The organism is Streptacidiphilus jeojiense (assembly GCF_000719095.1).
In the GTDB taxonomy this organism is placed as follows: Bacteria; Actinomycetota; Actinomycetes; order Streptomycetales; family Streptomycetaceae; genus Streptacidiphilus; species Streptacidiphilus jeojiensis.
The window spans coordinates 162657-176873 of the sequence record NZ_JOEH01000026.1 but is presented as its reverse complement, the minus strand read 5'-3'; the positions used below and the strand labels follow the sequence as shown (position 1 = coordinate 176873).

Annotated in this window: 5 protein-coding genes; 1 reads left to right on the top strand and 4 read right to left on the bottom strand. The window is 72.8% G+C overall.

The genetic code is table 11. The annotated features are described in order from the left end of the window. Positions 1 to 37: 37 nt before the first annotated feature. Positions 38 to 2164, top strand: coding sequence for an ROK family protein (locus IF29_RS45380; RefSeq protein WP_198037597.1), 2127 nt, complete (start codon positions 38 to 40; stop codon positions 2162 to 2164). A gap of 24 nt (positions 2165 to 2188) precedes the next feature. On the opposite strand, the gene IF29_RS0131025 is transcribed toward IF29_RS45380, so the two are convergent. The 4 genes from IF29_RS0131025 to IF29_RS0131010 form a co-directional block, all read right to left on the bottom strand. Then, positions 2189 to 3394: an ROK family transcriptional regulator gene (locus IF29_RS0131025; RefSeq protein ID WP_030261787.1), complete on the bottom strand. Its 1206-nt coding sequence runs from the start codon at positions 3392 to 3394 to the stop codon at positions 2189 to 2191. A gap of 74 nt (positions 3395 to 3468) precedes the next feature. Next, the gene (locus IF29_RS0131020) at positions 3469 to 6618 is read right to left on the bottom strand and encodes an alpha-mannosidase (protein WP_030261786.1); all 3150 of its coding nucleotides are present in this window, start codon (positions 6616 to 6618) and stop codon (positions 3469 to 3471) included. A gap of 69 nt (positions 6619 to 6687) precedes the next feature. Next, entirely contained in the window at positions 6688 to 9714 is a 3027-nt protein-coding gene (locus IF29_RS0131015) for an alpha-mannosidase (RefSeq protein ID WP_030261784.1), read from the bottom strand. Between the two features lie 292 nt (positions 9715 to 10006). Further along, positions 10007 to 14005: a glycoside hydrolase family 3 C-terminal domain-containing protein gene (locus tag IF29_RS0131010; RefSeq protein ID WP_037597224.1), complete on the bottom strand. Its 3999-nt coding sequence runs from the start codon at positions 14003 to 14005 to the stop codon at positions 10007 to 10009. Between the last annotated feature and the right edge of the window lie 212 nt (positions 14006 to 14217).

The following is a 14217-nucleotide window of genomic DNA, read 5'->3' as shown; positions in this document are numbered from 1 at the left end:
GATCCGCCGGGCGGGCCGGCAGGAGGGACGACTGCCGGTGCTTGAGCACACTGCCACCCGCGCACCGGTGGAGGACGAGCTCGACGTCCTCCGCCGGTGGGCGGCCGGGCCGCAACCCCGCGCGCTGCGTGCGGCGATCGTGCTGGAGGCCGCGCTCGGGCGGCACAACGCCGAGATCGCCCGCCGGCTCGGGGTCTCCCGGCAGACCGTGGCCACCTGGCGGCAGCGCTACGCCGCCGAGGGCGCGACCGGCCTCGACAGCCGCTCGCAGAGCGGCCGCCCCAGCGTGGTGGACGAGGGCGAGGTGGTCGCCGAGAGCCTGCTGGCCCCGCCGGACCAGCGCTCCTCGCGCAGCCTGGGCCGCCGGCTCGGCTGCTCGCACACCGCGGTCGCCGCCGCCCGCCGCCACTGGAACCTGGGTCGCGACGAACTCTCCACCCCCGCACCGCCGTTGACACCGCCGCTGGGCGAGGGCGGGATCTGGGTGGTGGGCCTGCTGCACGAGCCGGGCCACACCCTGGTGCTGCTCGCCCAGCGCACCGGCACCCGGGCCGAACCCGCGCCCGCCGACATCCAGCCCCCCGCCGACGCACTGGCCGCGGTCACCACCGCCTTCACCCGCGCCCTGGCCGCCCCGGCGGCGCCGCCCGCGGGACCGGGCACGGGCCAGACCGCGGGCCATGCCGCGGTCGGCGCCTTCCTGGCCGCCGCCCGCCGGGTCCACCCCAGGGCCGCACTGCACCTGGTGGTCCTGCGCGGTCCCGCCGCCACGGACTTCACCGAGCAGTGCGCCCGGGCCAAGGTGACCCCCCATCAGCCGCCGGAACACACCGGCACGGTGTCCTTCCTGCGCGCCGCGCTGGCCCTGGACGCCGCCCAGCACCCGTCCTCCTCGGCCCGGGTGCTGCTCGACCTCGCGGCGGCGCTGCAGGGCCCCGCCCCGCTGCGCTGGATCCGCGAACCGCTGCCCGCCGCCCCGGGCGAGCGCCCGTCCGGCGCCGCCGGTCCGCTGCACGCCGCCGGGACCGCCAGCGGCGCCGGCGCCAACCAGATCGACCTGGGCTCCTTCAACGAATGCGTGGTCATCGAGACGGTGCGGCTGGCCGGCGCGATCACCCGCGGCGACATCGCCACCCGGACCCGGCTCACCCAGCAGTCGGTCTCCCGGATCGCGCGCTCACTGCTGGAGCGCGGGCTGCTGGTGGAGGACCGCAAACGCCCGTCGGCGGACGGCAAACCGCGCGGCCTGGTCCGGCTGCGCGACGACGCCGCGCACGCCATGGGCATCCACATCGACCCCGAGGTGCTGACCGCGGTGGTGGTCGACCTGTCCGGGCGGATCGTCGCCCGGCGGGTGGAACGGATCACCCCCGAGCCGCGCCCCGGCGCGGTGGTCGCGCAGATCGCCGCGCTCGGCGAGGCGGTGCTCGCGGGCGCCGACCGGCAGGTGCGCGAGAGCAGCTTCCTGGGCCTGGGCGTCGCCGTGCCGGGCCCGGTCGACACGGTGTCGGGGACCGTGCTGGACCCGCCGCTGATGGGTGTGCTGCGCGACGTGCCGCTGCGCACCCTGCTGGAGCGCCGCTTCTCCTGCCCGATCCTGATCGAGAAGGACTCGATAGCCGCCGCCGTCGGCGAACGCTGGATCGGCCGCGACCGGCGCTCCCGCGACTTCGTCTACCTCTACCTCGGCACCGGGGTGGGCGCCGGCCTGATCCTCAACGGCGACATCTACCGCGGGCTCACCGCCAACGCGGGCGAGTTCGGCCAGCTGTGCGCGGTGGTGCTGGGCCGGGTCGAGCCCTCGGGGCGCCCGGAGGTACTGCCCGAGTGCAACCCGGCCTGCCACGTCCTGGTCCCCGACCCGGCCGCCCAGCGCCCGCAGCTGACGGTCCGCCAGGCCGCCCGCGCCATCGGCCGCGGCACGCTGGCCGTGATCGACATGCTGGACGTGGGCCTGGTGGTGGTCGGCGGCCCGTTCTGCACCGGCCCCGCCGCCGAGGTCTACCTCACCGAGATCGAACGCGCCGTCAACGACTTCCCCACCGCCCGCCGGCTGCGCCGGGTCCACGTCGAACGCTCCGTCAGCACCCACGAGGCCGCCGCCGTAGGCGCCGCCTCCACCCTCTTCCACGCCTCCTTCACCCCCCGCCTGCGACGGCCGTGAAGGCGACGGCTGCGGCTGCTTGGGCTACGTCAGCAGCAGCGTGCCCGGTTGGGCGGACAGGGCGCTGTCGAGTACCAGGGAGGCCGCGCCCACGGCGGCGACGTTGGCGCCGAGGGTGGTCGAGAGGACCGCAGTCGGATGCGTGGCCCTGATGAAGGGGCTGCCGGCCACCATCGGCTCCACGGTCTTCAGCAGCCGGTCCCCCAGCACCTGCCAGGCGGGGCCGCCGAAGACCACCGTGTCCACGTCCAGCAGCGTGGCCGCCGCGCAGACGCCGCGGCCGATCCGGACCGCCAGCCGCTCCAGGACGCCGTCGGCCGCCGCGTCCCCGGCGGCCGACAGCTCCGCCAGGCGCTCCAGGCCCCGCTGCGCGTCGGCCGGGCTCACCACGGTGTACTCGGTTCCCAGCACGCCCAGGGTCACCGCCTCCTCGACCAGGGTGCGGGTGGAGCCGGCCGCGCCGAGGCCGCCGACCTCGCCGGCGTTGCCGGAGATCCCGCGCAGCACGGTGTCGTTCACCACCAGGCCCATGCCCGTGCCCGTGCCGAAGTAGAAGAAGAGCAGATTGCGGCTGGCGGTAGCGGCCCCGGTCCAGCGCTCCGCGACCACCGCCGCCGTCACGTCCTTGTCCAGCACCGCGGGCAAGCCGGTGGCCTCGCTCAACCGGTCCCGCAGCGGGTAGCGGCCCCAGCCGGGCAGCTCGGGCGGGTCCACCACCCAGCCGGCGACGGCGTCGATCGGCCCGGGCGCGGCGATGCCCAGGCCCAGCACCCGGTCCCGGTCCGTGACCGAGTCCGCGACCAGCGCGGTGACCGATGCGGCCATGTCCGCGGCGATCCGGTCGGTGTCACCGCCGCTGGGCGTGGTGTGGCTGTGCTCGGCCACGACCGTGCCCAGCAGGTCCACCACCACGCAGGTGATCACGGCCGGGTCCAGGTGGACGCCCACCGCGTAGAGCGAGGCCGGGACGATCTCCAGCAGGGTCCGCGGCTTGCCGCTGCCGCTGCTCTGCCGGCCGGACTCGCGCACCACGCCCTGGTCCAGCAGCCGCCGGGTGATGTTGGAGACCGTCTGCGACGACAGTCCGGTGGCCCGGGCCAGCTCGACCCGGCTCAGGCCGGAGCGCTGCCGGCGGATCGCGTCCAGGACCACGGACTCGTTGAAGTCCCCCACCCGCGGCAGGTTGGTTCCGCGTCTGATCGGCGACTGCGTGTCCGAACCCGTCCTCATGCTCGCCAACCTGCGCCTCTTCGCCTCCGTGGACTGGTGTCCGGTCGCTGGCATGCTATGCCACCGCGACCGGTTCACCCCTGCCCACTGTGCTCGGCGGCCTGCGGGCGCAGCCGCAGGGTCAGGATCTGGAAGGGCCGCAGCCGCAGCCGGACCCCGTCCGGCCCCTGTGTCAGTACGGCCGGCCTGCGCTCCGGCTCGCCCGGGGCGGGCTGCGGCCAGGGCCGCTCCAGCAGGTCGCAGTCCCGGGCGAAGGCCAGCGGGAACCCGGCCGTCAGGCGGGCCTCGGCGGTACCGCCGCCCGACTCGTAGAGGCGCACCACCACGTCGCCGCTGCGGTCGTCCGCCAGCTTGACCGACTCCACCACGACCCGGTCATTGTCCAGCGCGATCAGCGGAGCGGCCTGCGCGGCCGCCGGTCGGAGCGGCAGCGACAGCGCGTAGCCGCCCGCGACGGCCTGCTCGACACCGGCGCCCGGGGCCAGGGCGTAGCTGAACCGGTGCCGGCCGCGGTCGGCCTGCGGGTCCGGGCTGTGCGGCGCGCGCAGCAGCGACAGCCGCACCGTGGTCGTGCTGCCGCCGTCCGCGCGGGTGTCGCGGTGCACGTCGTGTCCGTACGTGGAGTCGGTCAGCAGCGCGGCCCCCCAGCCGTGCTCGCCCACGTGGATCCAGCGGTGCGCCCACAGCTCGAAGCGGGCGGCGTCCCAGCTGGTGTTCTCGTGGGTGGGCCGGCGCACATGGCCGAACTGGATCTCGGCACTCTCGTGCTCGGCGTGCACGTCGATCGGCCAGGCCGCCTTGAGCACGGTGTCGCGCTCCTGCCAGTCGATGTCGTTACGGACCGTCAGCCAGGCGCTCTCCGCGGCCAGTTCGATGTGCTGGACGAAGCACGAGGCACCGTGGGTGCGCTCGACGCGCACGGACGCCAGCAGCGGGCCGGCGTCGATCAGCCTGACCGAGTCGGCCTGGTCGAGGTCGCGGACGGTGTCGCGGTAGTAGGGGTCCAGGTTCCAGGCCGACCACAGGTTGGGGTCGTCCGGGTGCACCTGGAGCAGGTTGCCGGCCGTGCCGGGGGCGATGGCCTCGCGCTGCGCCATGTGGTCGTAGGCGGAGGTCACCAGGCCCCGGTGGTCGACCACCACCCGCAGTCGGCCGTTGTCCAGGACGTAGCCGCCGTCCTCGGCGCGGGCGGTGACCGGTTGCGCCGGGGCGGTCGCGGTGCCGGAGCCGAGGGCGGGCGCCTCGGCCAGCAGGGCGAGCCGGCCGTCCGAGAGGAGCTGGCCCTGCGTCGAGGCTGCGGAATGCTCCTGATCCGGCGTCAGGAAGGCGACCTCGCGGCGCGGCAGCGGGCCGCTGTTCAGGAAGGCGGGCGCACCCGGAAGCTCGGCCACCGCCGCGCCGATGATCTCCTCCAACTCCCGGTGGATCTCGCCGTACTCGCGTTCGGCCTGCCGGTGCACCCAGGCGATGGACGAGCCGGGGAGGATGTCGTGGAACTGGTTGAGCAGCACCCGCTGCCAGATCCGCTCCAGCCGCTGGTGCGGATAGTCCACGCCGGCCCGCACGGCCGCGGTGGCGGCCCACAGCTCGGCCTCGCGCAGCAGGGCCTCGGCGCGGCGGTTGCCCCGCTTGGTGCGCGCCTGGCTGGTGTAGGTGCCGCGGTGGTTCTCCAGGTAGAGCTCGCCGCGCCAGACCGGCAGCTGCTCGTGTTCGGCCGCCGCAGCGGCGAAGAAGGCGTCCGGCGCCTCGACCACCACCCGGGGCGAGCCCTCCAGGTCCCGGAGCCGGCGCGCCTTCTCCAGCATCGAGGGGGTGGGACCACCGCCGCCGTCGCCGTGGCCGAACGGCACCAGCGACCGGGTGGCCACCCCCTTCTCCGCGAAGTTGGTTTCGGCGTGGGCGAGTTCGGCCCCGGTGAGCTCGGCGTTGTAGCTGTCGACGGGCGGGAAGTGGGTGAAGATCCGCGAGCCGTCGATGCCCTCCCAGGCGAAGGTGTGGTGCGGCAGCCGGTTGGTCTCGTTCCAGGACAGCTTCTGGGTGAGGAACCAGCGGGCCCCGGCCAGCCTGGCGAGCTGGGGGTAGGCGGCGGTGTAGCCGAAGGAGTCGGGCAGCCAGACGCCGTGCTGCTCGATGCCGAACTCCTCGGCGAAGAACCGCCTGCCGTGGACGAGTTGGCGGGCCAGCGCCTCCCCGCCGGGCAGGTTGCCGTCGGCCTCGACCCACATGCCGCCGACCGGCGCCCAACTGCCCTCGGCCACGGCCTTCTTCATCCGGGCGAAGACCTCCGGGTACTGCTCCTTCATCCAGGCGTACTGCTGCGCCGAGGAGCAGGCGAAGACCAGCTCGGGGTACTCCTGGGCGAGGGTGGTCATATTGGTGAAGGTGCGGGCGCACTTGCGCACCGTCTCGCGGACCGGCCACAGCCAGGCGGAGTCGATGTGGGCGTGTCCGACCGCCGAGACGGTGTGGGCGGAGGCGTTCGCCGGCCGGGCCAGCACATCGGCCAGCCGCTGCCGGGCCCGCCCTGCGGTGCCCGGCACATCGGTGGGGTCGACGGCGTCGGCCGCCTGCCGCAGCGCGTGCAGGATCCCGTGCCGCCGGGAGGAGCCCTCGGGCAGCTGGTGCATCAGCTCGTCGAGCACCTCGATGTCGTGGATCAGCTGCCAGACCTCCTCCTCGCGCACGGCGATCTCGGCCTGCCCGAGCCGGTAGAGGTGCTCGGTGCCGGCGGTCTCCAGCGAGCCGAGGTGGGTGTTGTGTCCGGCACTGCCCACAATCCAGGGGTTGGCGGCGAGCTCCACGAGCAGGTCGACCTGCTCGCCGGCGGTGGCGGACGGGGTCAGCAGCACGCTGCGGTGGTAGGGGTGCAGGCCCTGCAGCGGGGCGCCGTGGGCGTCGTGGACCAGGCCCTCGGCCTGGCCGCCGGGCCCGCGGGTGAGGTCGAAGCCGAGGTCGAAGACGGCCTCCACGCGGCGGCCCGCCCACCCCTGCGGGATCTGCGCGCGGGCCCGCAGCCAGGTCGTCGACCAGGGGCCGCCCCAGCTGGAGCCGAGCGCGAAGGGCCGGTAGTCGGCGTTCAGCGCCTCGGCGACCGGCACGGGTTCGCCGTCGACCTGCCAGGCGCTCAGCGTGAACGGGTGGACGTCGCTGTACAGGGCGGGCCGGACCACCCGGTCCAGCAGCTTGCGGATCCGGGTCTCGGTGATCCGGCGGTCGTCGTGCACGGGGACTGCTCCTTCCGGGGTCCTGCGCGGGGCGACGAGGCGCTCGGCGCAGGACCGGTGACGGGCGGGTCAGGCTCGGGGGATGCGCAGGGTCACCAGCTGGAAGGGCCGCAGGTCCAGGAAGGCGGTCCCGTCCTCGACCGCCGACGGCACCGCGTCCGTGACGGGCCGTTCCAGCAGGTCGGTCCGGACGGCGCGGTCGGCGGCGAAGCCGTCGGCGACCGACACGGCGGCCCGGGCGCGTCCGCCGTGCGCCTCGTAGAGGCGGACCACCAGGTCGCCGCTGCAGTCGTCGGCCAGCTTCACCGCGCTCACCACCACCCCGTCCCCGTCCACGGAGACCAGCGGTGCCACCGCCTGCGCCGCGCCGGTGACCCGGCGTTCGGGCAGGTTGGCGCGGTAGCCCTCGCGCACCGCGTCGCCGATGGTCGCGCCGGGCACCAGCGCGTGCCGGAAGCGGTGCACGCCCTGGTCGGTCTCCGGGTCGGGATAGCGCGGTGCGCGCAGCAGCGAGGCCCGCACCGTGGTGGTCGCGCCGCCGTCGGCGGTGCGGATCGAGCGGGTGACGTCATGGCCGTAGGTCGCGTCGTTGACCACCGCCACGCCCCAGCCCGGCTCGTCGACGTGGACGAAGCGGTGGTTGCAGGCCTCGAACTTGGCCCACTCCCAGCTGGTGTTCTGGTGGGTGGGCCGGTAGACGTGCCCGAACTGGGTCTCCGAGGCGTACCGGTCCGCCTTCACGTCCAGCGGGAAGGCCAGCTTGAGGAACCGCTCCCGCTCGTGCCAGTCGACCTCGGTGTCGATGTCCAGCCGCTGCACGCCGTTGGGCACCGACAGCAGCTGGGTGACCCTGGACTCGCCGAAGACCCGCTCGATGCGCACCGCGGCGCCCTCGATGCCCAGGGACTCCACCTCGACCAGGTCGCGGCCGGTGTTGCGGTAGAAGGCGTCGACGTCCCAGGCGTCCCACTGGTTGGGGAAGTCGGGGTGCAGTTGCAGCAGGTTGGCCGCCTGTCCCGGTGCGACCGCCTCGCGCCCGGCGGCGATGTCGTAGGCCGACACCACCAGCCCGCGTGCGTCGATCTCGACCCGCAGCAGGCCGTTGTCCAGCACATAGCCGCCGCCCTCGCGCGGCACCGGCGTCACCGCGGCGCCCGCCCCGGACTCGGGTCCGGCGCCGCCCGAGGGCACCCCGGTGCGGGCGTGCGGTGCGCCGTTGAACAGCAGCTCGACCGACCCCTGCCCGGCCAGCGCCTGCTGGGCGGCCGCGATGATGCCGTCCAGCTCCCGGCCCACCCGGGCGTAGGTCTCCCGGGCCTCGCGGTGCACCCAGGCGATGGAGGAGCCGGGCAGGATGTCGTGGAACTGGTGCAGCAGCACGGTCTTCCAGATCCGGTCCAACTCCTGGTACGGGTAAGGGAATCCGGTGCGGACCGCAGCGGTCGCGGCCCACAGCTCGGCCTCCCGCAGCAGCGACTCGCTGTGCCGGTTGCCGCGCTTGGTCTGCGCCTGGCTGGTCAGCGTGGCCCGGTGCAGTTCCAGGTAGAGCTCGCCGACCCAGACCGGCGGATTGGGGTACTCGGCCTCGGCCTTGTCGAAGAACTCCGCGGGCGCCTCCCAGCGCACCGTGGCCGATCCCTCCAGGTCGCGCAGCCGGGCCGCCCTGGCGACCATCTCGCGGGTGGTACCACCGCCGCCGTCGCCGTAGCCGGTCGGCGCCAGCGAGCGGGTGGCCACCCCCTTCTCCTTGAAGTTGCGCGCCGCGTGCGCGATCTGACGCCCCTTCATCTCGCAGTTGTAGGTGTCGACCGGCGGGAAGTGGGTGAAGACCCGGCTGCCGTCGATGCCCTCCCAGAGGAAGGTGTGGTGCGGGAAGCTGTTGGTCCGGCTCCAGGAGATCTTCTGGGTGAGCAGCCGCCGGGCTCCGGCCGCCTTGATGATCTGCGGCAGCCCGGCGGCGAAGCCGAAGGTGTCCGGCAGCCACGCCTCCTCGCTGTCGATGCCGAACTCCTCGATGAAGAAGCGCTTGCCGTGCACGAACTGACGGACCATCGCCTCGGATCCTGGCATGTTGGTGTCGGACTCCACCCACATGCCGCCGACCGGGACGAAGCGGCCGTCCGCCACGGCCTTCTTGACCCGGGCCCAGACCTCCGGCCGGTGCTCCTTGAGCCAGGCGAACTGCTGGGCCTGGGACATGGCGAAGACGAACTCGGGCTCCGCCTCGATCAGCGCGGTCATGTTGGAGGCGGTCCTGGCCACCTTGCGCACGGTCTCGCGCAGCGGCCACAGCCAGGCGGAGTCGATGTGGGCGTGGCCGACCGCGCTGATCCGGTGCGCGGCGGGGCCGGCGGGGGCGGCCAGCACACCGGCCAGTTCGTCCCGGGCCGCCTGCGCGGTGCCGTTGACGTCCTGGAGGTCGACGGCGTCCAGGGCCCGGCCGACCGCGCGCAGGATCTCCCAGCGGCGGGCGCCGTCCACGGGCAGCTCGGTCATCAGCTCGCCGAGCACCTCCAGGTCCATGACCAGGTTCCACACCGTCTCGTCGAAGACGGCCAGCCGCATGGCGCCGAGCACGTACTGCGGCGCGTCGCCGGCGGTGCTGCGGTCCCCCATCGGCGTGGGCTGGAAGGGCACGCCGCTCGCATCCAGGTCCGGATTGGAGGCCGCCTCGATCCGCCAGTGCACCTGCTCCCCGCCGGCCACCGGGGAGTCCAGCCGCACATAGGAGTTGCGCGGATGCAGGCCCTTCACCGGGGAGCCGTCGGGGCGGTAGACCAGGCCCTCGCACTGGAAGCCCGGGGTGCGCGGGGTGAAGCCGAGGTCGAGCACGGCCTCGACGGTGGAGCCGGCCCACTCGGCGGGCACCGTTCCGGTGACCTTGAACCAGCTGGTCCCCCAGGGGGTGCCCCAGGGAGTCCCCTCGTCGATGGGACGGGTCGCCGCCGCCAGTCCCTCGGCCACCGGCACGGGCTCGCCCGAGGTGGACCAGATCTCGACGTCCAGCGGCGCCGTCAGCGGGTGGACTGCCGGGCGGATGCGCTCCCGCAGGACGCGCTCCAGTCGGGCTTCGACCAGTTCTCGGTCGTCGTGCATGGGATGGGGTCTCCTGTTGCTGCGAGCGGGTACGGACCGGTCGGGGAGAGTCGCCTGCTCGGCGAGCCTACGAATCGGCGTCCTGGTTAGTCAATACGCTGGATGAACTATGGGGCAAGGATCCGGCGGCGCGTGGAACCCAACGGGCAAAAGTCCTTGCTGAACAGCCTGTCTGTCTATCAGTCAGCTGCCGAGCAAGGCCACGGCGGGCTGCCGCCCGTACCGATTAACCCCATTCGATGGAGTAAATCGATAACGGACGGCAGCCCACCTCGCTCCTCAGGGCACTTCGTCAGGACCCGCTGCCGGCGGGCATCAGCTGGGCCATGTCGAACTCGGCCACGTTCTTGTTGTCGCCGATGCCCCCGCCCCACTCCAGGTAGCCGTTGCGCACCCCGGTGTCCACGTTGTTGAACATCGTGGACAGCGAGAAGACGTTGTCCGCCGTGGGCTGCACCGAGGTGAGGTCGCTCCAGGGCAGGGCGACCTGGTAGAGCGTGGTGTGGTTGGCGTCGTCCCTGGTGACGTGGACGGACGCGTCGGTGACCTGGCCGGCGCCCTGGGCGGGGCTGGTCCAGCGGTAGAGCTGGGAGCCGTCCGGGGTGAGCGCGGCGCCGTACTCGTAGTGGCCGTCGGAGGAGGCGGAACTGGTACTGGTCGAGGCGCCGGGCACCCCCGAGGTGGCCGCGAACTGCAGGCTGTCGCCCTGCCAGATGTCGCCCCCGGTGGCGGAGTTGGCGAAGGACTGCTCGGTCATGTCGGCGGTGATGTAGAGGTACTGGGAGTCCCAGTCGAACCACATCTTCCCGGACAGGTAGGACGGGCCGCCGTACGGCAGCGAGCCGTCCAGGGACTGCCAGACTCCGTTCGCCGTGGTGGCCATGTCGATGGACGGGCCGTCCTGGACGTCGGCCAGCGTCCACGAGCTGCCCAGGCTCTTGTTGACCACGGGCAGGAAGGTGGCGTGCCCGGACAGCGCCTCGGAGGACAGTCCGCCGGAGACGGTACTGGTGACCGTCAGCGGGTACTGGGTGGCGAAGGCGATGCCGGGCACCGGCGCGGTCACCGTGGCGGTGGAGCCCGCGGCGATGGTGGCGTCGACCGGCTGGGTGCCGGACAGGCTGCCGAGTTTCCAGTTGATCGCCGTCACCGTGGTCGGGGTGTCCGACGGGTTGTCCAGCAGCACCTTCAGCTCACCGGCCGCCGGGCTGGTCCCGGTGATCACCGGGGTGGCCTGCTCCGGGGTGGCGCCCGAGGTGACCGACAGCGGGTCGACCGCACTCTCGGTGTACGGCCCGGCCGCGCCGGTGAGGGTTGTCGTCGCGTCAAGTTCGGTCTGGGTACCGGGTGTCGTGCTGCTGGGTACGGCCACGTTCCAACTGGCCGTCACCTGCTGCCCGGGGGCGACGCTGCCGATCTCCACCGGCGAGGTCGCGGTCGCGGTCCAGCCGCTGGGGGTGTCCAGGCCGAGGTGCAGGTCGTGGACGGCCTTGTCGCCGCTGTTGGTGAAGGTCTCGGTCGCGGTGACGGTGGTGGCCGGCTTCACCACGGTGGGCGCGTGCAGGGTCAGCGGGTCCCGCACCACGATCGGGGTGCTGCCGGTGACGCCGTTCACGGTCACCCGGATGGTCGCCGCACCGGGTGCGTGCATGGTGACGGTGCCGTCGCCGCTGACCATGGCGACCCGCGGGTCGCTGCTGGCGTAGCCGACGTGTGCGTGCGCGAGGTCGGCGAAGGACTGGTCGTTGTCGACCGCCTCGACGACGTTGGCGGCAGCGGCGTGGTTCTGCTCCAGCGTGGCGTCAGTGTCCGGGGCGATCCACGGGTTGGCGGCGGTCAGGTCCAGGGTCTGGCCGGAGTCGAAGACCACCTGGTCGGGCTGGACGGTGACGGTCTGCACCCGGGGCGTGATCGCGCCGTGCACGCTGACGCTGCCGGAGCCGACAGTGTCGGAGGCGTCGGTGGCGACCCGGAACTGGTAGGCGCCGTCGGCGACGACCTGCTTCAGGCTGCTCTCGTCCCAGGTGCTGAGGCTGGAGACCTTGACCGACAGGGTGATGTGCTGGGTCTGGCCGGGCTGCAGCAGCCGCGTCTTCTGGTATCCGGCGAGCTGCTCGCGGGCGGTGTCGCCGCTGCCGGCTCCCGGGAGTGCGGCGTACAGCTGCGCGACCGTGGTCCCGGCCGCCGAGCCGGTGTTGGTGACGTCGAAGCCGACCCGGACCGTTCCGTCCGCCGAGGTGGACGCCGGGCCGACCTCGATGCCGGAGTACTTGAAGGTGGAGTAGGACAGGCCGTAGCCGAAGGGGTAGGTGGGCTTGCCGGTGAAGTACATGTAGGTGCGGCCGAGTCCGCTGGTCTGCGACGGGGTCAGCCCGTAGTTGGTCATCGCCGGGAGCTGGGAGTCACCGGCGTACCAGGTGAAGTCCAGGTGCCCGGCCGGGTTCTGCTGTCCGAACAGCACCTGCGCCAGCGCGGTGCCCTGGCTCTCGCCGTTGTATCCGCTGAAGACGATCGACGGGAAGTCCTTCTGGGCCTGCTGGATGTCGTAGGGTCCGTCGGCCTGCAGCACCAGTGCGGTGCGCGGGTTGCCCTCGGCGGCGACCTGGTCGATCAGCGACTGGTAGTTGCCCGGCAGGGCCAGGGTGGACCGGTCGTGGCTCTCGTCGGCCACCTGGAGGTCGGACCCGGCGAAGACGACCACCAGCGAGGCGGACTTGATGGCGGCCTGGGTCGCGGCTGAGCAGGAGGCCGCCGCGGTGGCCGTGGTGGAGGTGGAGCAGGCGTCGAAGCTGACGGTCGCCGCCGGGTTGGCCTTCTTCACCGCGGCGGTGATCCCCTGTACCGCGCTGACCTGCAGGCTCGGCTCGCCGGAGTAGCCGCCGAGGGTCACCTTGCCGGCCAGGTCGCCGACCACGACCACGTTCGACAGCTTCGCCGGGTCGGCCGGCAGCAGCGTGGACGAGGTGCCGGTCACGTCGTTGTTCTGCAGCAGGGTGATGTCGTTGGCGGCGACCTGCTCGGCCAGGGCCTGGTGGGCCGGGCTCTCGATCTGCGACTTGGTGATCGAGGTGTAGCCGACCTTGCTGGCCGGGTCGAACTCGCCGGTCTCCATCCGCACGGTGAACAGCCTGGTCAGCGCGGAGTCGACGACGCCGGTCGACAGCAGCCCGAGGTCCAGCGCGGCCTGGACGTTCTGCGTGGTCAGTTCACCGCCGGCGCAGTTGAGTTGGGTGCCGGCGCGGATCGCGTAGGCCTGTCCGCCGGCCGCGGCGGAGATCTGCTTCCCGGTGCTGGTGTTGGTCCACGAGGTGCCGTTGGTGGTCCAGCCGGGCGGGGCCCAGTCGTGCGAGGAGGACTGGTAGACGTCGCCGATCGCCCCGCAGTCCGAGGTGGTGTAGCCGGCGAACCCGTAGGTCGCCTGCAGCAGTTCGTCGACGGTGTAGGTGTCCGCCGGGGACGGCGTCCCGTTGACCGCGTTGTAGGAGGTCATGATGCCGGACACGTGCGCGTTCTGGACCAGGCCGGCGAACTGCTTGGTGTAGTAGTCCCGGAGGTTGGCGTCGGTGGTGTCGGAGCTGCCGGTGTGCCGGGAGTCCTCGACGTTGTTCAGCGCGTAGTGCTTGGCGGTGGCGGCGACCTTGAGGTAGGGGGTCTGCTGCTTGCCGGTGATGGTCTCGCCCTGGTAGCCGTCGACGAAGGCGCCCGCCATCGAGGAGGTCAGGTACGGGTCCTCGCCGAAGGACTCGTTGGTCCGGCCCCAGCGCGGGTCCCGGTCCATGTTGACGTTGGGCGCCCAGAAGGTCAGCGCCCCGTAGTCGGACGCCGACGGGCCCAGGTTGTTCTGTCCGGTCCCCCACAGCGACTTGTCCAGGAAGCCGCGGGCCTCGTCCGAGATCGCGGTGGTCTCCTGGTAGGTGAGCTGCGGGTCCCAGGTCATCGTCGAGGCGAAGTTCACCGGGAAGCTCGTCGCGTGCACCCCGCCGGCCACGCCGCCGCGGTTGCTGTCCGCGCCCAGCGTGTTGATGCCGTGCTGGCCCTCGCTCCAGTACGTGTACTCCTGCACGCCGAGCCGCGGTATCGCCGGGGCGCTGTTGGTCTGCAGCTGGGCGACCTTCTCCGGCAGCGTCATCCGCGACACCAGGTCGGCCGCCCGCTCGGCGAAGGAGTAGCGGGTGTTCAGGTAGACCGGCGCCCCGGCGGCGGACTGCGCCGCCGGGGCGTGGGCCGCAGGGCTGGCCTGCGCGACGGCCGGGAGGACCGCGACCAGGCTCACCGCGCATACGGTGGCCATGAGTCGTGGAAGTGGGCATCCGAGCACCTTCAAGGTTGGCTCCTCCGACGTCGTGTGCGGATCTCTTCCCGGGAGGTGTGTCTACAACCCGCTGTGTTATCGACGCAATACGGCCGGCAGATGTTTCCGGATCTAGTCGCTGACCTGGGGAAACGGCACCACTTTATTGACCGGGAGGGCCCGCGTCGGCTGCCGGTGTAAGTTAATCCGCT